21 protein-coding genes, 1 pseudogene and 1 riboswitch are annotated in these 21,408 nt (G+C 74.4%); of the genes and pseudogenes, 4 read left to right on the forward strand and 18 right to left on the reverse strand.

Annotation, left to right across the window (positions count from 1 at the left end; all coding sequences use genetic code 11):
• Positions 1–117 precede the first annotated feature (117 nt).
• Positions 118–834 carry a hypothetical protein gene (locus ACQEVS_RS02710; protein ID WP_433014621.1) on the reverse strand — a complete coding sequence of 239 codons (717 nt, stop codon included), beginning with the start codon at positions 832–834 and terminating at the stop codon, positions 118–120.
• Positions 835–1,038: 204 nt separating this feature from the next.
• Positions 1,039–2,499, reverse strand: a complete 1,461-nt coding sequence (locus tag ACQEVS_RS02715; protein WP_433014624.1) for a serine/threonine-protein kinase — start codon at positions 2,497–2,499, stop codon at positions 1,039–1,041.
• A gap of 436 nt (positions 2,500–2,935) precedes the next feature.
• On the opposite strand from ACQEVS_RS02715, the gene ACQEVS_RS02720 reads away from it, so the two are divergent.
• Together ACQEVS_RS02720 and ACQEVS_RS02725 are read left to right on the forward strand one after the other, a co-directional pair.
• Positions 2,936–3,460, forward strand: a complete 525-nt coding sequence (locus ACQEVS_RS02720; RefSeq protein ID WP_433014627.1) for a hypothetical protein — start codon at positions 2,936–2,938, stop codon at positions 3,458–3,460.
• A 48-nt stretch (positions 3,461–3,508) separates the two neighbouring features.
• Positions 3,509–4,291, forward strand: a complete 783-nt coding sequence (locus ACQEVS_RS02725; protein WP_433014630.1) for a dienelactone hydrolase family protein — start codon at positions 3,509–3,511, stop codon at positions 4,289–4,291.
• 10 nt (positions 4,292–4,301) lie between these two features.
• Here ACQEVS_RS02725 and ACQEVS_RS02730 read toward each other — a convergent pair whose 3' ends face one another.
• A complete protein-coding gene (locus tag ACQEVS_RS02730; RefSeq protein WP_433014633.1) occupies positions 4,302–5,162 on the reverse strand; it encodes a DUF5995 family protein in 861 nt (286 codons plus the stop codon).
• A 393-nt stretch (positions 5,163–5,555) separates the two neighbouring features.
• Between ACQEVS_RS02730 and ACQEVS_RS02735 the strand changes: the two genes are divergently transcribed.
• Positions 5,556–7,694, forward strand: coding sequence for a hypothetical protein (locus tag ACQEVS_RS02735; protein WP_433014636.1), 2,139 nt, complete (start codon positions 5,556–5,558; stop codon positions 7,692–7,694).
• Here the strand turns inward: ACQEVS_RS02735 and ACQEVS_RS02740 are convergent.
• From ACQEVS_RS02740 to ACQEVS_RS02760, 5 genes and pseudogenes are all read right to left on the reverse strand, one after another.
• Entirely contained in the window at positions 7,668–8,216 is a 549-nt protein-coding gene (locus ACQEVS_RS02740; protein ID WP_433014639.1) for a hypothetical protein, read from the reverse strand. The two genes, ACQEVS_RS02735 and ACQEVS_RS02740, sit on opposite strands and share 27 nt — an antisense overlap.
• A 146-nt stretch (positions 8,217–8,362) precedes the next feature.
• Positions 8,363–9,082 (reverse strand): annotated as a pseudogene (locus tag ACQEVS_RS02745) (hypothetical protein); the annotation flags it as partial.
• A complete protein-coding gene (locus ACQEVS_RS02750) occupies positions 9,033–10,067 on the reverse strand; it encodes a TolB family protein (protein WP_433014642.1) in 1,035 nt (344 codons plus the stop codon). The pseudogene ACQEVS_RS02745 and the gene ACQEVS_RS02750, both read right to left, overlap by 50 nt.
• A 95-nt stretch (positions 10,068–10,162) precedes the next feature.
• Positions 10,163–10,831: a pentapeptide repeat-containing protein gene (locus ACQEVS_RS02755; RefSeq protein WP_433014645.1), complete on the reverse strand. Its 669-nt coding sequence runs from the start codon at positions 10,829–10,831 to the stop codon at positions 10,163–10,165.
• A gap of 47 nt (positions 10,832–10,878) precedes the next feature.
• The gene (locus ACQEVS_RS02760) at positions 10,879–11,415 is read right to left on the reverse strand and encodes a hypothetical protein (protein WP_433014648.1); all 537 of its coding nucleotides are present in this window, start codon (positions 11,413–11,415) and stop codon (positions 10,879–10,881) included.
• A gap of 243 nt (positions 11,416–11,658) precedes the next feature.
• Between ACQEVS_RS02760 and ACQEVS_RS02765 the strand changes: the two genes are divergently transcribed.
• The gene (locus tag ACQEVS_RS02765) at positions 11,659–12,054 is read left to right on the forward strand and encodes a YchJ family protein (protein WP_433014651.1); all 396 of its coding nucleotides are present in this window, start codon (positions 11,659–11,661) and stop codon (positions 12,052–12,054) included.
• Here the strand turns inward: ACQEVS_RS02765 and ACQEVS_RS02770 are convergent.
• The 10 genes from ACQEVS_RS02770 to pelF form a co-directional block, all read right to left on the reverse strand.
• Positions 12,036–12,551: a GNAT family N-acetyltransferase gene (locus ACQEVS_RS02770; RefSeq protein WP_433014654.1), complete on the reverse strand. Its 516-nt coding sequence runs from the start codon at positions 12,549–12,551 to the stop codon at positions 12,036–12,038. The genes ACQEVS_RS02765 and ACQEVS_RS02770 overlap by 19 nt on opposite strands.
• Before the next feature lie 139 nt (positions 12,552–12,690).
• Entirely contained in the window at positions 12,691–13,164 is a 474-nt protein-coding gene (locus tag ACQEVS_RS02775; protein ID WP_433014657.1) for a C40 family peptidase, read from the reverse strand.
• 7 nt (positions 13,165–13,171) lie between these two features.
• A riboswitch (cyclic di-AMP (ydaO/yuaA leader) is annotated at positions 13,172–13,322 on the reverse strand.
• Between the two features lie 180 nt (positions 13,323–13,502).
• Positions 13,503–14,453 (reverse strand): endo alpha-1,4 polygalactosaminidase, encoded by a 951-nt coding sequence (locus ACQEVS_RS02780; RefSeq protein ID WP_433014660.1) that lies wholly within the window; start codon positions 14,451–14,453, stop codon positions 13,503–13,505.
• 5 nt (positions 14,454–14,458) lie between these two features.
• Positions 14,459–14,692: a hypothetical protein gene (locus ACQEVS_RS02785; protein ID WP_433014663.1), complete on the reverse strand. Its 234-nt coding sequence runs from the start codon at positions 14,690–14,692 to the stop codon at positions 14,459–14,461.
• Positions 14,662–15,330 carry a spherulation-specific family 4 protein gene (locus ACQEVS_RS02790; protein ID WP_433014666.1) on the reverse strand — a complete coding sequence of 223 codons (669 nt, stop codon included), beginning with the start codon at positions 15,328–15,330 and terminating at the stop codon, positions 14,662–14,664. Before ACQEVS_RS02790 ends, ACQEVS_RS02785 begins: the two co-directional genes overlap by 31 nt.
• On the reverse strand, positions 15,327–16,232 hold the full coding sequence (locus ACQEVS_RS02795) for an NAD-dependent epimerase/dehydratase family protein (RefSeq protein ID WP_433014669.1): 906 nt from the start codon (positions 16,230–16,232) through the stop codon (positions 15,327–15,329). Before ACQEVS_RS02795 ends, ACQEVS_RS02790 begins: the two co-directional genes overlap by 4 nt.
• A gap of 9 nt (positions 16,233–16,241) precedes the next feature.
• Positions 16,242–16,955 carry a nucleotidyltransferase family protein gene (locus ACQEVS_RS02800; RefSeq protein WP_433014672.1) on the reverse strand — a complete coding sequence of 238 codons (714 nt, stop codon included), beginning with the start codon at positions 16,953–16,955 and terminating at the stop codon, positions 16,242–16,244.
• 163 nt (positions 16,956–17,118) lie between these two features.
• Entirely contained in the window at positions 17,119–18,153 is a 1,035-nt protein-coding gene (locus ACQEVS_RS02805; RefSeq protein WP_433014675.1) for an SDR family NAD(P)-dependent oxidoreductase, read from the reverse strand.
• A 256-nt stretch (positions 18,154–18,409) separates the two neighbouring features.
• A complete protein-coding gene (locus ACQEVS_RS02810; RefSeq protein ID WP_433014678.1) occupies positions 18,410–19,723 on the reverse strand; it encodes a hypothetical protein in 1,314 nt (437 codons plus the stop codon).
• A 115-nt stretch (positions 19,724–19,838) separates the two neighbouring features.
• Positions 19,839–21,368 (reverse strand): GT4 family glycosyltransferase PelF, encoded by a 1,530-nt coding sequence (pelF, locus tag ACQEVS_RS02815; protein WP_433014681.1) that lies wholly within the window; start codon positions 21,366–21,368, stop codon positions 19,839–19,841.
• Between the last annotated feature and the right edge of the window lie 40 nt (positions 21,369–21,408).

A 21,408-nucleotide genomic window follows, 5' to 3' on the forward strand; every position in this document is an offset into this window, starting at 1 on the left:
CAGCCGGCCGGGGATCGCTGGGCGACGCGCCGGCAGAGCGTGGCGCGGTCGGACCGCCGGACCGCCCACGTCCGGGCTGCCGCGGGCGCCGTGGAAAGGGCGCGTTCTTCGCCGCCGTCAGTGCATGCGCGCGCTGAGGGTGCGTACGACCTGGCGCAGCACCTTGTCGCTCCAGTTGCGGTCCGCTTGCGGGTACTTCCCCACGCCGCCGGCCGTCGAGGTGCCGCTCACCTCGAACTCGTACGGTCCCTGGTGGCAGGTCAGGGTGCCTCTGGCGAGGTCGGCGGCGTAGCAGCCTTGCGGGCCCAGTGAGGTGCCGAGGTCCTCGAACGCCTTGTGGTATTGGGTGGCTTCCTTGCGGGCCTTGGCCAGGTCCTCGGCGTAGTTCTTCGCGACGAGCGCGGGATCGGCGACGGCGGTGAAGGTGAGCGTGATGTTGCTGTTGCTGTCGTCGTGGTGCTTGTCGGGCAGGCCGAAGCTGAGCTTGCAGCCGCCCTCGGGCACCTCGCCCGTCGTGCCGGGGTCCGACTCGACCAGCGGGTTGAAGTTGATGACGGTGACCTGGACCGGTTGTCGTTTGATGCCGCCGGCCTGCGGCACGATCGCCTTGATCTCGGCGTCGCTCAACACCTCGCAGCCGTGCGGCCATTGGGCCAGCGCCAGTGAGCGACCCGACGGCGGCTGGGCGGCGAGGCGGTTTCCCGACGGCTGCGCGGTGCCGAACCTCAGGGCGGGCGGCTCGGCGGGCGCGTCCTTGCCGCATCCGGCGAGCAGGAGTACCGCGGCCCCGGCCAGGGCCGTGGCGACGGACAGGGCGTGGGTGCGTGTCGTCATCGTTTCCCCGGAAGTGTGCGTGTGGATGACCGGCAAGTGGGCCGGCGAAGCAGGACATGGGTGATCATCAAAGACCTCTCCCGGGGCTGATCGATGACGGCTCAAGGGCCCCCTCGCGGGCTGACGCGGCCGCGGTCACCGCCATGGGTCGCGCTGCTGCCCGTGCGGTCCACGGCCGGCCGGGCTCCCCGAACGGCGAGGTGATCACGGGCCGGGGCGCATGGCGGTGGTTGGTTCGTACGACTTCACGCTGCCGGCGATCGCCGCGGTGATCGCCGTCAGAACGCCGAAGATGACCGTCAGTCCCGCGGCGGCTCCGGAGCCCTTGTGGAAGCCGAAGACGAACGTCAGCTGAGCACTCAGAGCCGTGCCCTGCAGTACCGGCAACACGAGGGTCGCCACCGCGTAAAACCCGCTCAGCGCGCACAGTGTCCACACACCGGAAAGCCTCCGGGCGAACGTGAACCCCGCCGCGACCGACAGCAACCCGGCGGCGACGGTGCCGCCGAGCACGTTCTGCCACACCAGCGAGGTCCAGCGACCGGTCGGCCCGTCGGCGTAGAAGACGTTGTAGAGGGCGAACCAGACGAGCATGGCCGTGGTGAGCAGCGCGAGGATGCCGGCGATCAGCGCCGCCCCGGCGTGTGCCTTCGGCCTGGGCGGCGCCGCCCACGGGCTCGGCCCGTCATCCCGCCGCGCGGGTCCGTCCGCCATCGGCGGGTGGGGTGCGCCGACGTGGGGCGCACCGACGTGGGGCGCGCCGACGTGGGGCACGCCGGGCCCCCTAGGGCTTACGCGCGGCATGGGCGGGATGTCAACGCGCGTCGGTACGTAGGCGGCCCCACCGGTGCGCGCCACCGCCTCCAGCGCCGCCAGCGCCTGCGCCGCCCCGGCGCGCTGTGCCGGATCCTTCGTCAGCAACGCCGTGAGGACCGCCCCGAGACCCTCCGCGCGCAGCGCGGGGCGGGGCGTCCCGGTGACCACGGCGATGCACAGCGCGGTGAACGACTCGGCGCTGAAGGGGGGTTCGCCCTCCACCGCGCAGTAGAGCGTCGCCCCGAGCGACCACAAGTCCGTCGCGGGGGCCGGGGGTTGCCCGGAGAGTTGCTCGGGGGCCATGTAGGCCGGCGTGCCGATGAGCGTGCCGGTGTGGGTGAGCGCCGTCGTGGAATCCACCATGTGCGCGACACCGAAGTCAGTGATGATCACCCGGTCGTCCACCAGCAGGACGTTGTCCGGCTTGAGGTCACGATGGATGATCCCGGCCGCGTGGGCGCGGCTGAGCGCGCGCAGCATCGCGGCACCGATTTCGGCGACCCTCCGCACCGGCAGCCCGCCGCTCCGCTCGATCGCCGCGGCCAGGGACATCCCGGCTACATACTCCATGACGATCACGGGCGCGCCCGCGTGCTCGACCACGTCGTGCACGGTGATGATCCCGGGGTGGTTCAACCGCGCGGCCGCGCGCGCCTCACGCAGGACGCGCTTGAGAAGGATCTCGCGCTGTTCGGCGGTGATCCCCTGCGGGAACATCACCTCCTTTACAGCGACGTCCCGCCCGAGCGTTTCGTCCCGGCCTCTCCACACACGGCCCATGCCGCCCTGCCCGATCAGCTCCACGAGCCGGTACCGGCCGCCGATCAACTCCCCGTTTGTCGCCACCACATCGGACACTTTAGGCGCAGCGCCTCCAGCGCCATAGGGCACTCCCTCGGTTCACCGGGCAGACGATCACCGGCTGCCGGCCACTTCGCCGACCGGCACGAGTCCTGGAGCCGCAGAGGGCGGCCCCGGTCCGCCCCCACATGGTGTCGTGGCCGGCGACCGAGTGGCCGGCGGCCGCACCCGGCATGAGGAACGGCCGGTTGATCCGGCCGGGCATCGGGGCCGGGAGGAAGGAGCCGTCCGTCAAGGGCAGGTCCGGCGCGGAAACCGGTGGGCGCCCGTGGCCCGCCGGATACGGCGATCGTCGGGTCCCCCGTCCCCGTCCCCCGGCCGGGGACGCCCGGGTCCCCCGCCCCCTCCCCCGGTCGGCCGGGGCCCGGCGGACGGGCCGCCGCCTAGCGTGGACGTCACGGACACGAACAGAGGAGGAGGGCTCATGACGAGGATCAGGACACCGGCCACCGGGACCGGCAAGGCCGTACGGCACGCCCCGGGCGCGCCCCGCCCGCACTTCCGCGACGGCACGGCCGCGCTCTTCGTGGCCGCCCTCGTGGTGCTGGAGGCGCTGGCCCTCCGCCTGACGCCGGTGGCCGACTGGCCGCTGGCCACGGTGGCCCTGGGCGCCGTCCTCGCCGCGGTCGCCGTGACGGCCGGCGTCCTGTGCCACCGGGTGGGCCACCGGCCGCTCCGCGTGGGCCGCGCCCGCCGGTCCCCGGTGCCGGACGAGGCCCTGTTCGACGCCGCCACCCGCCGGAGCTGCCCGCTCCGGGCCCTGCGCCCCGCCCTCCCGGCGTCGGACCCGACGGCCGAGAACCGGCTCTACGCGGCCTGGGTCCTCGCCCGCCGCGGACGCGACGCGGCCTGGCTGAGCGACCACCTGGAGCTCCCGGACGAGGTGGCGGACACCCTCGTCCGCGCGGCGGACGCGGAACGGGACGGGAAAGGGAACCGGCGCCGGTGAGCGGCGCCGCCGGTGGACCTCACGCCGGACGCTCCCTACCATGCCCTGGTGATCGACAACTCAGGGGAACGACGACTCGCCACGACCACCACGACGCTGACGGTTCCCACGCCGGACGGCCGGGCCGACGCCTTCGCCGCCTTCCCCGAAGGCGGTGGACGGCACCCGGGGGTGCTGCTCCACACGGACGCCTTCGGCCCGCGTCCGGTGATCCGGGAGCTGGCCCGCGAGCTGGCCGGGCACGGCTACTACGTGCTCGTCCCCCACCTCTACTACCGGCAGGGCCCGGCGCCCGTGGCCGAACTGCCCGAGCACATCGGGGAGGAGGCCCGGCCGGGGCTCATCGCCCGGCTGCTGCCCCTGATCCACGAGCACACCCCCGACCGCGTCCTGCGTGACGCCGGCGCCTTCCTCGACTGCCTCACCTCCCGGCCGGAGGTGGCCGACGGCCCGGTCGGCACGGTCGGCTACTGCTGGGGCGCCGTCCTGGCGATGCGGACCGCGGCGGCCCATCCGGACCGGGTGGCCGCCGTCGCCGGGTTCCACCCGGGGGCCCTGGTCACCGACGCGCCCGACAGCCCGCACCGGCTCCTGTCCACGCTCGCCGCCGAGGTCCATCTCGGCCTTGCCGAGGGCGACATGACGCCCGAGGCCCGTGCCGAGCTGGACCGGGCCCTGGACGCCGCGGGCGCCGTCCACACCATCGAGGTCTACCCGGACACCGTCCACGGCTTCACGATGGCCGACACCGACGCCTTCTCCCCCGCCGGGCTGCGGCGCCACTGGGACCGCCTGCTGCCGCTGCTCGGCCGCGCCCTCTCCCGCGGCTGACGGCCTGCGGCTACCGCCCCTCTCCCCCGCCGTGCGTCCGGCAGTAGGCGTCGCGCCCCGCCCGGTATCCCGGGACGCCGGGCACGCTCAACAGCAGCGCCCAGCGGGCGGCGTTCGCCTCGATCGCGTCCTCGGCCCGCCGCCGGGCCGCGGGGCTCCCGGCGGCCGCCAGGCGGCGGGCGTGCTCCCAGGCGATCTCGCGCCACAGGTGGAACAGCTCGTCCGCGGTGGGCCGGGCGATCGGGTTCCAGCGGGCGTCGCCCAGGGCGAGGAGGGGGTCGTAGCGCCGGGCGACGTCCTCGACGGCGGGCTGGTAGGCGCGGTCGAGGACGGCCTGGACGCGTTCGTAGTCCGGTTTGCGGGAGGCGCGCGGCCCGAGCGCGGCCAGGACGTACGGCAGGTCCCGCTGGATGTGGGCGTTCGCGGCGAGCAGCACGTCCTGGCCGGCGTTGAAGTCGCCCGCGCGGGCGGCGTCGAAGGCGGCGCGCCAGGCCGCCGGGACCGGGCGGTCGGCCCGGTCCGCGTGGTAGGCGGCCAGGTAGCGGTTGACGAAGCCGGTGTTGAGGCTGCCGCCCGCCCAGCTCGGCTCGGCGAACAAGCCCGCGCGGACGGCCGCCCCCAAGGACTCCTGGAGCCGCGTGTAGATGGCGGCGAAGGGGGCCCGGTGGTCGCAGCCGAGGTCGTCGCGGAGCCGGCGGAGCACGCCTGCCGCCTCGTCCACGCAGCCGGCCGGCGGCCCGGCGCAGTGGAGTTCGCGCGGTACGGAACCGGCCGGGGCCGCCCCGGCGGGCTCCGCCGCCGACGGGCCGAGCAGGAGCGGCAGCGAGGCGGCCAGGACGACCGCCCGCCGCACCCTTCCTGATCCGGTCACCGCGACCGCCTTCCGTCCCACGACCACCGTCGACGTCACACCGTGTCAACGACGGCGCGGGGCGGGCGTTGCGGCACGGGGACGAACGTCCCGGCGCCGGGAGCGACCGACCGCACGATTCCGGACTTCCCCGGCATACCCTTGCGCACTCGGACGTCCCACCCGCCGCCGTCACGCGTCCGAAAACCTCCCCTCCCGGCCCCCGGCCTCTTGCAAGGGCCTTCCTCCGGGCCGCTTTCCCGACAGAATCTCTGGGCACTGCCTGACCATCCGAACCGGCCGACGGGCCCGCGGCGTCATCCGGCGGCCCCGGCCCTTCGCATCGTCGGACCGGCCGCACCACCAACCGACCATTCCCGAGACACCAGGGGGAACGTGCATCGCATGCGGGGCATGAGCCGTAGAGGACTGTTACGGGCGGGGCTGGGCGCCGGGGGCGCGGCCTGGGCGGCGGCGCACGCGCTGCCGGGGACGGCGTCGGCGGCGCCGATGGGACGGGTCGGCTCCGCGCCGTGGGCCGCGCCGGCCGTACGCCAGGGGGGCTTCCCGGAGTGGGCCCGCTACGCCCGGGTCGCGGACGGCACCTTCGACGAGGACGCCGACCCCGTCCGCGACATGAAGCCCGTGATCAACACGCTCAAGGCGCAGAACGTCAGCGTGATCGAGCTGGACACCATCCTGTCGAACTGGCTGCCCCAGGCCGACTTCGACTTCCACGTCAAGCAGGTCGGCCGGTTCACCGAGCTGGCCCACGCCGCGGGGATCCGGGTCGTCATGTACTACCCGTCGCTCGAACTGATCAGCGTCGGCGGCGAGAAGGGCCGTTCGTTCTACAAGGACGACCACGGCAAGGAGTGGGTGCAGCTCTCCCTCGACGGGCAGCCGAACGTCTTCTACGGCAGCCTGGTCGTCTGGGTGGACCCGGGCGACGAGAGCTGCTGGCTCAGCCCCAACTCGCCCTGGCGCGACTACTACCTCACCCGGGTCAAGGCGCTGGCCGGCTCGGGCCTGGACGCGATCTGGCCGGACGTGCCCATCTACTTCGACGGCAAGGCGAGTTGGTGCGACGCCTCGCCCTGGGCGGCGGCGGCCTTCAAGGCCGACACCGGGCTGCCGCTGCCGAAGAAGGCGGACTTCGGGGACACCACGTTCCGCCGGTTCGTCGAGTGGCGCCACCGCAACCTGCTCCAGTGGCAGCTCGACATCGCCGCCGCCGGGAAGTCGGCCAACAAGGACCTGGTCACCTTCGTCGAGACGGTGAGCATGGACTACCAGTACGCCACCTCCATCGGCCTGGACGGCGCGTACCTGCGGCAGGCCGAGGGCGTCAGCCACGCCTGGGAGGTGGACATCCTCGGCAACTACGACGGCATGCGCCACGCCACCGCGTCCGACTGGACCTGCCTGATCTCCATGTACAAGTACGCCCGCGCGGCCAGCGGCGCCAAGCCGGCCTGGGCGTTCTCGTACGGCTGGAAGGCCGACGACGCCTCGCTGGTGATGGCCGAACTGCTGGCGGCCGGCTGCAACCCGTACGAGGTGAAGAGCCCGTTCAAGAACGCCACCACCGACGCGAGGATGCGCACCCGGATGTACGGGTTCGTGGCGGCGCACCAACAGCGGCTCTACGACGCCGTCCCGGCCGCCGAGGTGGGCGTCTACCACTCCACCGCCTCCCGGGACTACGTCAGCCCCTCGGTCGGCACCGGCATGTACGTCAACGCCAAGAAGCCGTCCGGGGTCAAGGAGTGGTGGAGCGAGGGCACCCCGGAGGACAGCTGCGCCACGATGCCGTGGCTCGGCGAGTTCCGGGGCACGGTCAAGGCGCTGGTGTACGGGCACGTGCCGTTCGACACCGTGCCGAGCCAGGGGGTGACGGCGGCGGACCTGGCCCGCTTCAAGGTGCTGATGCTGCCCAACCTCCAGGCCGTCTCGGACGCCGAGGCGGAGGTGCTGCGCGGCTGGGTGGCGGCCGGCGGCACGGCGGTGATCACCGGTTCGGCGCCGACCGCGCTCACGGAACTGGGCGCGGCGCGGGACGAGTTCGCGCTCGCGGACGTGCTGGGCTTCCGTAAGCGGGACCCGCTCCCGGCCACCCGGCAGAACCGTTTCGGTGCCGGGACCTGCCACTACGTCAAGGACCTGCCCGGCCGCGCGTTCCTGTCGGCCACCGGGCAGGCCGACCCCGGGCCGCTCCTGGCGCCGGTGCTCGCGGCGGCTCCGCCGGCGGTCACGTACAGCGGCGACCGGCGCGTCCACCTGGAGATGGGCCGGCTCGGCGACGACACGGTCGTCCAGCTGGTCAACTTCACCTGCTTCGACGACAAGCCGGGCGCCTTCGCCGTGAAGCCGACGGCCTGTTCCGTGACCGTCGCCGTGCCGGAGGGCAAGCGGGTGACGGCCGCAGCGGTCAGCTCCCCGGACGCGGCCTCGCCCGCGCCGCAGCCGGTGACCTGGACGACGTCCGGGGCAACGGCCACGGTCGCGCTCACGGTGGCGCAGTACTCACTGCTGACCGTCACCATGGCCTGACGGGCGGTCCGCTCGGGCCAGTTCGCGCAGCACCGCGGCGGTGGGCGAGCCCTCCGCCGCGGTGTAGGCCACCATGATCTCCTCGGGGTTGTCGGTGAGCTGGAAGGTCTCCCAGGAGAGCTCCAGCGTCGTCCCGGCCTCCGGGCCGCGGAGCCGGCAGGTGGCGTGGGTGGTGTCGAGGACCGGGAGCTCGGTCCAGATCCGGTCGAAGTCCGGGCTGACCGCGCGGAGTTCGGCGACGTGCCGGGCGAGTTCCCGGTCGTGGGGCCACCGGCCGGTCACCGAGCGCAGATAGGCCACCGTCTCGCGGGCCTTGGACTCCCAGTCGAGGTAGAGCGTCCGGGCCCGCGGCTCGGTGAAGACGATCCAGCCGATGGTCCGCCGTTCCGCCGGGAAGTCGGCGAAGTCGACGAACACCCGGGTCGCCAGCCGGTTCCAGGCGAGGATGGCGCCGTCGCGGCCGATGAGGTAGGCCGGGCTGCCCTCCAGGGTGTCGAGCAGCCGGCGGACGCTCGCCCGCACCCGGGGCCCGGCCTGCGGTGCGGGTCCCCGCGCGGGGCCGGCCCGGCGGGCGCCGGGTCGTGGCGCTCCGGCCGCGCCAGGTCGCGCAGGTACCGCCGTTCGCCGGGGCTGAGCCGCAGCGCGTCGGCGACCGCGTGCAGCACGGCGTCGGAGACCAGGGACGCGTTGCCGCGCTCCAGCCGGATGTAGTGGTCGACGCTCACCGCGGCGAGCGCGGCCACCTCCTCGCGCCGCAGGCCGGGCACCCGGCGCGGGCCGTGCGCGGGCAGGCCCACGTCGCCGGGGTGCAGCCGGGTGCGGCGGGAGACGAGGAAGTCCCGGAGGGCGATCTTGGCGTCCACTCCCGCATTCTGCGCAGCGGACGGGGTCGCGGGAGAGTCGGCAACCGGCCACTTTCCCGGGCCCCCGGCGCGGTGCCAACCCCGCTGCCAGGGCGCGTCCTGCCCTCCCTCGCGGCGCGCCGGCGGGGGATGCTGGTTCCGCTTTCCCGTACGTCCCGCTGTATCCGTACGGCCCTTTGTATCCGTACGGCCCTGCCGGAACGCCCGGTCCCACCGGTGCGTGCCGCGCTCCCCGATCGTCCGGTGCCGGGCCGCGGGTCCGGCGTACCCGGTGGCACCGCGCCCGGCCTCGGCGCGGCGGCCGCCGTACGCCGGAACGGCCCCGCGGCCCGGCACCGGCCGGCCCTCTCCTTTCAGGAGGAGTTCACATGCCCCGCCGCCTCCCCGCGTTCGGAATCCGCGCAGGACGGGACGTCGACGGGCGCCGGCGCGCCGGGTGGCGGGCCGGGCCCGCCCCACCGGGCGGCGTCGCGGCTCAGCCGCGCGGCGCGGGGACGCGCCACAGGGCGGACGGCCGGTCCTCACCGCCCGGATGGGACTCGAACGCGATCCACTTCCCGTCCGGTGACCAGCTGGGGGCGCCGTCGTACGAGGAGTCGTGGCGGGTGACGCGGACCGGACGGCCGCCCGTCACCGGGACGGTGAAGATCTGCGGCAGCTCCAGGCCGCCGGCGGTGGAGGAGAACACCACCCGCTTCCCGTCGGGCGACCAGCTGGGGTCGGTGTGCTCGCCGTCCCCCTGGACGGGCAGTTCGCGGAGCCCGCCGCCGTCCGCGTCCATGACGTACAGGCGCCACTCGTCGCTGCCCTGCCGGCGGCGCTGGAAGACCAGCCGGTCGCCGGCGGGCGACCAGTTGGGCTGCCGGTTGTCGGTATGGGTGCCCGGTCCGTCGACCAGCCGGGTGCGTCCGGTGCCGTCGCGCCGGACCTTCCAGAGGGAGCCGTCGCCGCCGGAGCCGTCCTCGCGCTCGGTGCTCTCCTGGAAGACGATCCACCGGCCGTCCGGGGAGAAGCTGGGCTCCAGGTAGCCGGTGTCGCCGTCGTGTTCCGTCACCCGCTCGGGGCGGCCGCCGGGCCGCAGCACCCACACCTCGTCGCGGCCCGCGCGGTCGGAGGCGAAGGTGACGCCGGCGGACGGGTTCCAGCTGGTCCCCGGCAGGTTGACGGCGGCCCGGTCGGACTCGTCCAGCAGCGTCCGGGGGGCCGCCCGCCGCCGGGCGCCGCCGAGGGGAAGGGTGCGCAGGGCGGCGGCGCCGGCGTTGTAGCCGTCGTGGAAGACCGTGAAGAGGAGGGACGTGCCGTCCGGCGAGAAGGCGGGGTTCTGGGCGCTGGCCCGGCCGCCGGGGCGGTGGAGGAGCTCGGCGCCGTCGCGGCGGGTCTCCTCGCGCGGGCCGGCGGACCGTGGGGAACGGGGGTTCTCACGGTCGTCGGACCCGGAGTCGGAGCCCGACTCGCAGGCCGTCAGCAGGAAGGCGGCGGCGAGCAGGGCGGCGAGCGGTCGTCTGCGCACCGGGCGACGGTAGCGCAGGCGGGCGCTCCGGGTCCGCCGGAGGGCGGGATGCCCGGGTTCGCCGCTTTCCTTCGTACGGCGGGGAGGTGGCCGGATCAGTCGTCTCGGTCGTCTTCCACGATGAGGCCGATGTGCCCGGCGAGGGCCGGGGCCAGATCGAAGAGCTGCGGTGTGCTGATCGTCGCGCCGCCCAGGTCGCCGAGCCCGGCGGCGATGCCCAGGGCGGTGGCGTCGCGCAGATCGACCTTGGTCGGCCGGGCCCGCTCGAACCGGGCGCGCTCCAGGGTGGAGCCGGGGAAACGGACGTCGGTCAGCGCCGCCCCGCCGAAGTCCACGTCCCGCAGCAGGCAGTCGACGAACACCACCTCCCGCAGGGTGGCCCCGCGCAGGTTGACCGAGTCGAGCTTGCACTGGTGGAAGACGACGCGGCGCAGCTCGGCGTCGTGGGCCTCGACGCCGGCCAGGACGCCGGCGGTGAACTCGGCGTCCAGCCACGTGGTGTCGGCCAGTTCGGTGCCGACCACGCGGACGCCGTGCAGCCACACGTCGTCGAACCGGGAGCGCCGGAAGCTGCCGCGCTCGAAGACCGCCGAGGAGAACGCCGACTCGCTGAAGAGGGAGCGGCCGCCCTCCGCGTCCTCGAGGACGGAACCGTCGAAGTGGACGCTCTCGTATGCTCCGGGCCGTTCCATCGGGCCCGTGAAGGGCTCCAGGCGGTGGGCGTAGGGCAGTTCGGCCAGCTCTCGGGGGGCGGGGATGCGCATGCGCCGCACACTACGCGGTACGGCTCGGCCGCACGCTCGCGGGCCGGCTACGCCGCGGGGGCCGCCGCGGCGGGGGCGCCGAGCGCCTGCAGCACGACGCCGAGGAGCTGCTGGAGGTCGCCCAGGAGCTTGCTCACGTCGGCGGCGACTCCGAGGACGTTGGCCGCGGCCAGGTCCATGAGGAGCTGGTTGAGGTCCTTGACGAGCTGGTCCACCACCTTCTGGACGTCCGCGACCAGGTCCCGCTGGGCGGTGCCCGGCTGACCGGACTGGGGCTGCGGGACGTGTGCCTTGACGGAGGCGCGCAGCCGCGCGGCCTGCTCCGTGAGCTGCCGCTGCATCTCCCGCAGCTTGGTGAGGTCCGGCTTGGCCGCCTGGGCCTCCTTGCCGATCCGGGCGCCCAGCGAGAGGATGTCGCCCAGGCTTCCGACCGTGGTCAGCCGGTCGGCGGTGTCCGAGGCGGGCACCGCCTCCGCCGCCGGGCGCTCCGGCGCCGGGTCCGCCGCGAGGGCCGGCCCGGCGACGGCCAGGACCAGCGAGCAGCAGGCCGCTAGGGCGGTGGTGGTCGTTCTGCTGATGCGCATGCGGGAAACTCCCTCCAGGAACGTCCCTCATGGGACGAGGCCCACGGTGTGCCGCGGCGCGGTGCCTCGCAACTGCTCGGCGGGGCGGTGGCGGGTCGTTCCGTGGCGGCCCGCGCTGCCTCCGACCTGGCCTTTCGCTGTGCGCGGCCGTTTTTGTCGGGGCCGGTGGGCCGTTCGGCCGGTAGAGTGCCCCGGTCCCTCCCCCAGAGGGGGACCGGGGCCCCCACAGGGCACAATCATCACGTGCCCCGAAACACCATCACCCCCACCACCCCCTGCCCCTGCGGCCTCGAAGCCGCCTACGGCGACTGCTGCGGCGCCTTCCACGCAGGCGCGAAGCAAGCCCCCACGGCCGAGCGCCTCATGCGCTCCCGCTACAGCGCCTTCGCCGTGGGCGACGCCGCGTATCTCCTCCGCACCTGGCACTCCACCACCCGCCCGCCGTCCCTGGACCTCGACCCGAAGGTCCGCTGGACGGGTCTGGAGATCCTGGCGACCTCGGCAGGCACCGCGTTCCATCAGGAGGGCACCGTGGAGTTCCGCGCCCACTGCGTGGTGCGGGGGCGCGAGGACGCGCAGCACGAGCTGAGCCGCTTCGTCCGGGAGAACGGCGCCTGGGTCTATGTGGACGCCGTCTGAAGACGCTCCGGCTCCCAGTCGGTCTCGTAGAACCTCACCCGCTCGTCCTCCCCCACGAGCCGCATCCCCGCCGCCGTCATGACGCGGTGGGACGGAACGTTGTCGTGGTCGGCGTCGCCCTTCACCCGGCGGACGCCCCGGGCCCGCGCCGACTCCAGGGCCGCGCGCAGCGCTTCGGAGGCGTACCCCTTGCCGCGCTCGGCGAGCAACAGCCCGTAGCCGACGGTCACGGCCCCGTCCCCGTCGGCGGGCCCGTGGAAGTCCAGCCCGCCGACGACCCGCCCGTCCTCCCGGCGCCGTATCTCATAGGCCCCCGGATGCCGCCCGGGCCCCTCCCGTTCCGCCGTCAGAAACCGGAGCGCGGCCCGTACGTCGTCGTCCTCCGGATACCCGGGCACCCAGTGCGGCAGCCGCTCCGGCTCCTCGGCGGCGATGTTCTCCGCCTCGGCGACGGTGAGGCGGTGCAGGATGAGCCGGGTCGTCACAAGATCGTCCATGGCCCGATGGATACCAGCGGCCGTGTGGGCCCGCACTGGATTTCAGAGGACGGGCCGGCGTCGCCGATGGGGCGCCGGCCCGGTGGGGCGTCAGGTGTCCGACATCAGGCAGCCGGTGCCGGACACCGAGCGTCACGCGTCAGCGGACGCGGCCGTACCAGACGCTGTTGGTCCAGATCTTCTCCAGGCGGACCTTCTTGCCCGTGCCGGGAGCGTGCCAGATCTTGTTTCCGCCCGCGTAGATGCCCACGTGGTAGACGTTGCTGCCGGAGTGGAAGAACACCAGGTCACCGACGGAGCGCGAGCCGCGGGAGATGTGCCGGGTGGCGTTGTACTGGTCGGCGGCGACGCGGGGGAGCTTCTTGCCGGCCTTCTTGAACGAGTAGAGCGTCAGGCCCGAGCAGTCGAAGCGGTTCGGGCCGGTGGCGCCCCACTGGTACGGGGAGCCGCTCTTGGACGCCGCGACGTTGACGGCCTTGGAGCCCGGGGTGGCCGCCTGGGCTTCCCCGGTCATGCCGGGGAGCAGGACGGACGCCGCGACGGTGGCGGCGGTGAGGGCCGATGCGGTTCCGGCCCGGGAGATGAGCGCGGGTATGCGAGGCAGCGCAGACATGCCGAGTAAGCCCTTCGTCATCCGCCTGCGAAAGATGACCTGTCGGGTTCGGGCTGACAAAGTTGCCCGGCCACCATGTGGCTTCACCCCTAGGACCACCGCCATCGTGGTCCGTCTTGCCTGGGTCTCCCGCTCCTGCCGATCCGCGTGTATCCGGTCCGCACCCGGAGCGGCGGCAGGACTCGGCGTCCGCCCGGGTGGCCCGCCTCTGTGACGGGTTCTTGGTTGTTCGGTGGATGATCCTGCACCATCCACCGGCGAAATCCGGTGTCGAAACGGCCGTCTGTGAGGTTCTTCACGCCGGCCGGAGGGTTTCGTTCCGGCGGCTTGACCCCCTCTCAGCAGGGACGACGCCAGGAATTGAGACCGAGTTTCTTCTGCATGGAACTGAGCCCCAGATCCTTGGTCCGGCCGCAGAACTCCCCCGGATCCAGCTTGTATTCGACGTGGAACACGGCCTTGCCGCGCTTCACGAAAGGCGACAGTTTGTCGCATTCGCCGAACTCGGCGCACTGTTCGTTCACGGCGAAGTCGAAGTCTCCGACGAGCTCCGGGATCTGGTCGAGGTCGTTCTTGAGGCCGACGGACATCCCGCGGTCGTGGGCGAGCCGCGCGACGAGGCGGTTGAACGCCAATTGGTGGGCCGCGGTGAGGGGGAAGCCCGTCTCGTTGCGGAACCCCTCGGTCAGGTCCGGCTCGACGGCGTCGAAGCCCTTCTTCCGGCACATGTCGAAACGTTCCGCCATGATGGGTTCGAGGACGTCCAGCCGCCGGATGTCGAGCCACTTCTCGCCCTTCCAGCCGTCGTTGTCCGCGCCGAGCACCGCATCCGGGAACTGCTTCGCGTCGGGCCGCCAGTCCTCGTACGCGCCGACGTTGACGTAGCAGACGACCTTGCGTCCGTCGGCGTGCAGGCGCGCCACGGTGGCCGCGTCGTTCTCGAAGCCGTCGATGTCGTAGACGGGGACGTCCACCGAGGTGTCGACCTTCCCGTCGAGCTGCCACTGCCAGCGGGTGCCGGGGCGCGGCTGCCAGCGCGCCGTCCGGCCGGCGGGCTTCCCGGACGACGGGGAGCCGGATCCCGGCGCGGACGGGCCGGCGGACGGCGTGTCCCCGGACGGCGCCGGGCTCGTGCCGTGCCGGGGCTTCGCGGGCGCCGTGTCCCGGTGGCCGGGCCGGGGTTGCGCCGACGCGCCGGGTTTGCCGTCCCGCTCCGGCCCGTCGGCCTGGTCCGCGTCGTCCGCGCCCGACCCCGAGCCGGAGCAGCCGGCGGCGACGAGCAGGGCCACGGCCGTCAGCGCCCCGACGCCCAGGGCCCGGCGGCCCCGCGTCGCCGGGAGCCGGCCGGTCTCGGACGCTCGCCGTCCGGACGTTCACTCTTCGGGCGTTCACTTTTCGGACGCTCGGTCTTCAGGCGCTCGGCCTTCAGGCACCGGCTTTCCAGGCGTTCGCCCTTCAGGCGGCTTCTCAGGCGCCCGGTCTTCGGACGCGCGGCTTTCAGGCGCTCGGCGGTGGTGCGGTCTGCCATGGGTTCTCTCCTGTTCCCGGCACCGCGCAGTGCACTCCCGCGCCGCGCAGCCCGGCCGTGCGGGACACCAGACCGGCCCGCTCCTGGGGCACACCGTAGACCAAGTGGCAGAAGCGCGAGGGGAGATGGGACTTCGTCCAGTCGGGTACGCCGGCCGTCCGGTACGCCTCCCAGTCGCCCTCGAAGGTCACGAGCAGATCGGCGATCCGCGCGTACCCGGGGTCCGGGTGCGCACCGTGGTTGAACACGACCGTACGGCCGCCCAACGCCCGTGCGCAGGCGGCGAGTCGGCGGTAGCGGGAGAGGAAGCCGGGGGCCGTGGGCACCTGGTCGAGGAACACCCCGTCGACGCCGTACCAGCCGCGGTGCCGGCGGACGTCCGCCAGTACCGCGCGGAGCGGACGGCGTCCGTAGCCGGTGTCGACGTACCCCAGCACCGGGACCCCCGCGTCCCGGAGCCGGCCGGCGGCGGCGCGGAAGGCCGGGTCGGGCCGGCGCCCCGGGCCGTCGGCGGCGTTGAGCACCACGCCGCGCAGCGCGGGGGCGGCCCGCAGCAGGGCCGCCCACGCGCCGGGGTCCACCGCCGGGTGGACGTACAGCGGCACGAGCAGCCGCCGGTCCCCGGGCGGCGCCGTCACCGCGGCGCCCGCGCCGGCCGGAGCCGGGCGTCGGCCCACAGGTCGGCGAGGGTGGTGTCGAACGCGTACTCCGGCCGCCAGCCGAGGGCCCGTTCGGCGGCCGTGACGTCGGCCTGCTGCCAGGGCAGCGCCGCCGAGCGCGGCGAGCCGTCGCCGCCCTCGTCGACGCGCCCCCGGAACCCGGCGGCCCGCGCCAGCCCTTCGGCCACCTCCCGGGCCGTGTGCGCCGTCCCGCTGCCGATGTTGAGCACGCCGGTGACCGGCGCGGGGGCGGTGACGGCGAGCACGACCGCGCGGGCCACGTCGCGGGCGTCGACGAAGTCGCGGTGCGCGGAGAGGTCGCCGGTGCGGACGACGCCGTCGGGGCCGGCCTCCCGGATCCCCTCGGCGAGCCGGCCGGGGAGCGACGTGGGCGGCGAGCCGGGGCCGAGCGGGTTGAACACCCGCAGCACGAGCGCGTCCAGCCCGGACCCGGTGACCGCCAGGGTGCCCGCCAGCTTGGCGGCGCCGTAGAGGCCGAGCGGGGCGGTGGGGGCGGACTCGGTGAGCGAGCGGGCGCCGCCCCCCGCCCCGTACTCGGCGGCCGACCCCAGGTGCACCAGCCGGGCGGCGGGCGCGGCGAGCCGCAGCGCCTCGCAGAGCACCGCCGGGCCGCGCGCGTTGACGGCGGTCAGGGCGGTGGCGCCGCCGCCGGTGACCCCGGCGCAGTTGACGACGGCGTCGGGGGCCGCGCCGCGCAGGGCGACGGCCAGGTCGGCGGGGTCGGCGCCGGCCAGGTCGCAGGGGAGGGCGGCGCCCGGCGACCGGCCGCCGTCGAGCACCCGCGCGCCGGGGAGGGCGCGCAGCCGCTCGGCGGCGTGCCGGCCGAGGAAGCCGGTCGCGCCCAGGACGAGGATCCGCATGCGGGTCGTTCACGCTCCTTTGATCAGCAGGTCGCGGCGGTGGGAGAACTCCGCGTTGGCCCGGTCGTAGTCGTCGGGGCGCCCTATGTCCAGCCAGTAGCCGTCGAACTCGTAGGCGTTCGGCGGCGTCCCGGCGGCGAGCAGGTCGAGGACCAGCTCGTCGAAGCCGAGCGGCAGGCCGGGCGTGTAGCGGGCCAGGGCGTCGCGGGTGACGCCGTAGACGCCCATCGAGACGCGGTAGTCGATGCTGGGCTTCTCGGAGAAGCCGGTGACGCGGCCGGATTCGGTGGTCAGCACGCCGAAGTCGATGCTGACCTTGCGGGCGTAGGTGGCGATGGTGAGCGGGGCGCCGGAGGTGCGGTGGTCGCGCAGGACGTCGGCGAAGTCGAGGTCGGTGAGGACGTCGCCGTTCATCACCAGGAAGTGCTCGGGCAGCCGGTCCGCCATGGTGAGGAGCGGGCCCATGGTGCCCAGCGGGCTCTCCTCGGTGGTGTAGTCGACGCGCAGGCCCCACTGCGAACCGTCGCCGACGTAGGCGCGGATGATGTGCCCGAGGTGGCCGATGGCCAGGGTGCAGCTGGTGAAGCCGGCGCCGGCCAGCTGCCGCATCACGATCTCCAGGATGGCGTGCTGATCGCCGATGGGGACGAGGGGCTTGGGCAGGGCGGTGGTGTAGGGGCGCAGCCGGATGCCCTTGCCTCCGGCCAGGATCACTGCGTGCATGGGTGCCGTTTCCTCTCGGGTGAGGTGACTGGCGTACGGGACGGATCGGATGTGCGGGTCGTGGACCGGGGGAAGCGGTCGCACGGTGTCGGTCGCACGGTGTTGATCAACACGGTGTCGGTCACACCGTGTTGATCACACCATTTCGGTCACACGGTTTCGGTCACACGTTGTAGATGCCGGTCTTGTAGCGGGCCAGGTTGGCCGGGTCGCGGAAGAACTCCACGGTCGAGGCGAGGCCGTCCTCCAGGCTGTGCGCGGGTGCCCAGCCGGTGGCGGCCCGCAGCCGGGAGGCGTCGCAGACGAGGCGCATGACCTCGGAGGCGGCGGGCCGGACGCGGGCGGTGTCCTCGCGGACGTCGAGGTCGGTGCCCATGATCTTGCCGATCAGGCCGACCAGGTCGCCGACCGAGATCTCCTGTCCGGTACCGGAGTTGAAGGTACGGCCGACAACGCGCTCGGCGGGCGCGGTGCCGACGGCGCGGAACGCGGCCACCGTGTCCTTGACGAAGCTGAAGTCCCGGGTGGGCCGCAGGTCGCCCAGGGTGATGGTCCGCTCCCCCGCGGCGACCTGCCCGATCACGGTGGGGATGACGGCGCGCATGGACTGGCGCGGGCCGAAGGTGTTGAACGGCCGCAGGGTGACGACGGGCAGCTCGAAGCTGGCGTGGTAACTGTCGGCGAGCCGGTCGCCGCCCGCCTTCGAAGCGGCGTACGGGGACTGGGTGTTGATCGGGTGGTCCTCGGTGATGGGCACGGTCCGCGCGGTGCCGTAGGTCTCGCTGGTGGAGGTGTGCACCAGGCGGCCGATCCCCAAGTGGCGCACGGCCTCCAGCACGTTGAGGGTGCCGGTGACGTTCGTCTCCACGTAGCTGTGCGGGGCGCGGTACGAGTACGGGATCGCGATCAGCGCGGCCAGGTGGTAGACGGTGTCCGCGCCCTTGACCAGGTCCTGGACGGAGCCGGGGTCGCGGACGTCGCCGAGGACGACCTCGACGGAGTCCAGCACCTCGGCGGGCAGCACCTCCAGCCAGCCGTAGGACGAGAAGGAGTTGTACTGCACCATCGCCCGCACCCGGTGGCCGTCGGCGACGAGCGCCTCGACCAGGTGCGAACCGATGAACCCCTCGGCGCCGGTGACGGCGACCCGACCGGTCGCGGTTGTGGAGGCGTTGGGGGACGGGGACTGCGGGGTCATGCGGAGTGCTCCTTCGGTGGGTGCGGGTGGGTTTCGGTGGTGGGCGTACGGAATTCGCGGGGTGGTGGGTCGGGTGGGGCGGGTCGACCGTGCGACGGCCCGGCGCGTTCGCCGCGCGCCGCACGCCCCGGAACGGCCGCCCGCCGGGCCGCCGTTCCGGCGCCGGACACGCCCGGCCCACGGCCCCGGGCACGTTCGGCCGACGCGGCCGGACCGCCCTCGCCGCCGCGGACCGGGCGGCTCCGCCCGGGCCGTCTCAGCGGTGCGCCGTGATCCGTCCGAGCCGCCCGATCGCCGTGGCCGCCAGGGCGGCCGACGTACAGGCGCAGACCGCGAGTTGCACGGCGGCCGGTGACGGGAGCCGGGCCGCCAGGGCGGCGGCCTCCGCCGTGCCGGCCGCGAGGCAGAGCAGGGCCGGTGCCCAGGCGATGCCGTACGCCTGGAGCAGCAGGCCGGTCCAGAGCACCGCGCCGAGGGCGAGCAGGGCCGCCGTGCGCAGCGGGGTCGGTGTCGGGCCGCCGGGCCAGACGGCGTCGGCGGCGAGGACCAGTGCCGCGAGGGCGGTGAGGTAGGCGGCGAGGCACAGGCCGAGGACCCGGGCGACGCCGGCCGGCAGTCCGTGGAGCGTGGTTGCGCGGGCGAGGACCTTCAGTGCCCGGCTGCGGAACCGGTAGAGCAGCCATTCGGCGGCTCCCATGCTGAGGGTGAGGGCGATGACGGCGGGGCCCGCGGGGTCGGCGTGGCTGCCGTGGCGCAGCACGTCCCCGAGCGCGGCGACGCCGGTGAGGACGCCGCAGCCGAGCCCGAAGAGCCCGTAGGGGGCGGAGGCGAGCGGGGGGAGGGCGGGCGGTGGCGTGCCCTCCTCCCGTACGGCGAGGACGTTCTGGTACGCCGCCGTGCCGGTGACCCCGGCCAGGGTGGCCAGCAGCAGGCCGATGGCCAGGGCGCGGGGCGGTTCGGCGACGAGGACGGCCGCTCCCCCGGCGGCGACGGGCAACAGGGTGTACAGCAGGAGGCGTTCGCGGCCCAGGACGAGCAGGACGGTTGCGGCGGACAGGTACAGGGCCTGGCCGACGGCGAACGAGGCGGCCCCGGCGGGCCCGTCGAAGGCGAGGGCCGCCGCGGTGGCGAGGAGCGCGCCGAGCGGGGCGCCGGTGCGGAGGCAGCGGCCCGCGGCGGCCCGGCCCCCGGCCGCGAGCCGGAGGTAGGCGCGGTGGGCGAGCGCCTGGTTCCACGCCCAGGCGGTGAGGGCGGCGGCGACCAGCCCGGCGGTGCCGTCGGGCAGTCCGCCGGCGCCCCGGCCGCCGGTGAGCAGGGGCGCGCCGAGGGCGTAGCCGAAGCCGGGGAGGGTGAAGACGAGGGAGCGGAGCAGGACGAGGGCGGGCTTGACCTGCCAGGGGTCGGGGGCGGGCGGCGGTTCGGGGTGGGCGCGCGGTACCCGGGCGAAGAGGTCGGCGGCCAGTTCGAAGGCGTCGCGCCGCCCGTAGCGTCCGGCGATCTGCTCGCTGGTCAGGCCGTCGGCCTCCAGGACGGCGGCGATCTCGTCGGGGTGGACGGCGGCGGCGCACACGTCGTGCAGTTCGCGGGCGAGTTCGTCGAGGGGACCGTTCCCCGGCCGGGGCCGGGGGTGGCGGTGAGGTCGGGGACGGCCTCGGGGTCGGGTGGTACGAGCCGCAGCGGGCCGCTCATCGGACACCGCCGGCGGCCAGGGCCATGGCGGCCGGGGTGGGCTGCCCGAAGGGGACGGCCGGGGCGAAGACGACCGAGCGCCGCCGGGAGGCGGCGAGGTCGTGGTAGATCTCGCGGAAGGCGCTGATGGTCTGCCGGAGGGTGAACTGCTCGATGACCCGCAGCCGCGCCGACTCCCCCATCCGCGCCCGCAGTTCGCGGTCGCCGAGCAGGGTGAGGGCGGCCTCGGCCATGCTCTCCGGGTCGCGCGGCGGGACGACGAGTCCGCTGTCGCCGACGGCCTCCCGTACCCCGCCCACGTCCGTCGAGACCGTGGCCCGGCCGCAGGACATGGCCTCGATGAGGGTGAACGGGAAGCCCTCGCTGATGCTGGAGAGCATGACGACGTTGCCGGCCGCGTAGGCGTCGCGGATGTCCTCGACGCGCCCCTCGAAGGTGACGGCGTCCCCCACCCCGAGTTCGGCCGCCAGCTTCTCGCAGGCGGTCCGGTAGCCCTCGCCGCCGCGCGGGGTGCCGCCGAAGAGCCGCAGCCGGGCGGCGGGGACGCGTTGTTTGACGAGGGCGAAGGCGCGGATGAGCGTGTCGAGGCCCTTGATGGGGTCGACGCGTCCGGCCCAGCTGAGGGTCGGCACCTCCGGTTCCGGTCCGGCGGGCGGGAACGCGGCGGGGTCCACGCCGTTGTAGACGGTCCGGATGCGGTCGGGCGGGGTGCCGCCGTGCTCCTCCCAGCGGCGGTTGTAGCGGTTGCCGGGGGTGACGAGCGCGGCGCACCGGTAGGACTCGACGGCGAGCTGCCGGAACAGGCCCAGCATCAGCGCCTTGACGGGCCACCGGTAGGGCTCGGTGCGGAACCCGAGGTAGCGCTCGCGCAGGTAGATGCCGTGTTCGGTGAGGAGGAAGGGGGTGCCGTGGCGGTGGTGGGCGATCAGTCCGGGGACGGCCGCGAGGCCGCCGCTGACGGCGTGGGTGATGCCGTCGGCGGGGACGTCGGCGGCCAGCGGACGCAGCGCGTGTTCCAGCAGGTCGGTGGCGGTGAGCGCGTCGTGGAGGGTGGGCCGGGCGGCGGCGGTGGGCAGGGCCGGCCGGTTCCAGACGCGGACGAGGACGCGGACGGCGTCCTCGCCCTGGAGGAGGGCCGGCAGGGTGCCGCCGGCGGCGTGGTCGGCGAGCCGGTGGAAGGCGGGGGCGAAGTCGCCCTCGTGCGCCGGGTCGAGGAGGGAGAGCAGGAAGCGCTCGTAGCCGGCGAGGAAGGTGCGCAGGGTCCGGCCGCGGGGCGCGCGCCCGGCGGGCGTGGTGCCCCACAGCGGGAGGGCGTCCACGCGCCGGACGTTGGCGGGCAGCGTCCAGGCGAGCCGTTCCCGCCCGGTGCCGGTGACGGCGATGATCCGGAAGGGGATGTCGGGCATGCCCTGCACCAGTTGGTCGCACCAGACGCTGACCCCGCCGTGGCTGTGGGGGTATGTCCCCTCGGTGAGCAGCGTCACCGAGGGGGCGTCGGCCGCGGGTGCGGCAAGGGGTCCGTGCATGGGTATTCGGTTTCTCCGCGAGAGACGGTGTGGCGGGAGG

The organism is Streptomyces sp. CA-181903 (assembly GCF_050937075.1).
In the GTDB taxonomy this organism is placed as follows: Bacteria; Actinomycetota; Actinomycetes; order Streptomycetales; family Streptomycetaceae; genus Streptomyces.

Coding starts and splice junctions, on each gene's coding strand:
- ACQEVS_RS02710 (WP_433014621.1), bottom strand. CDS start 834: ATGACGACACGCACCCACGCCCTGTCCGTCGCCACGGCCCTGGCCGGG.
- ACQEVS_RS02720 (WP_433014627.1), top strand. CDS start 2,936: ATGACGAGGATCAGGACACCGGCCACCGGGACCGGCAAGGCCGTACGG.
- ACQEVS_RS02735 (WP_433014636.1), top strand. CDS start 5,556: ATGAGCCGTAGAGGACTGTTACGGGCGGGGCTGGGCGCCGGGGGCGCG.
- ACQEVS_RS02755 (WP_433014645.1), bottom strand. CDS start 10,831: ATGCGCATCCCCGCCCCCCGAGAGCTGGCCGAACTGCCCTACGCCCAC.
- ACQEVS_RS02760 (WP_433014648.1), bottom strand. CDS start 11,415: ATGCGCATCAGCAGAACGACCACCACCGCCCTAGCGGCCTGCTGCTCG.
- ACQEVS_RS02770 (WP_433014654.1), bottom strand. CDS start 12,551: ATGGACGATCTTGTGACGACCCGGCTCATCCTGCACCGCCTCACCGTC.
- ACQEVS_RS02775 (WP_433014657.1), bottom strand. CDS start 13,164: ATGTCTGCGCTGCCTCGCATACCCGCGCTCATCTCCCGGGCCGGAACC.
- ACQEVS_RS02785 (WP_433014663.1), bottom strand. CDS start 14,692: ATGGCAGACCGCACCACCGCCGAGCGCCTGAAAGCCGCGCGTCCGAAG.
- ACQEVS_RS02795 (WP_433014669.1), bottom strand. CDS start 16,232: ATGCGGATCCTCGTCCTGGGCGCGACCGGCTTCCTCGGCCGGCACGCC.
- ACQEVS_RS02800 (WP_433014672.1), bottom strand. CDS start 16,955: ATGCACGCAGTGATCCTGGCCGGAGGCAAGGGCATCCGGCTGCGCCCC.
- ACQEVS_RS02805 (WP_433014675.1), bottom strand. CDS start 18,153: ATGACCCCGCAGTCCCCGTCCCCCAACGCCTCCACAACCGCGACCGGT.
- pelF (WP_433014681.1), bottom strand. CDS start 21,368: ATGCACGGACCCCTTGCCGCACCCGCGGCCGACGCCCCCTCGGTGACG.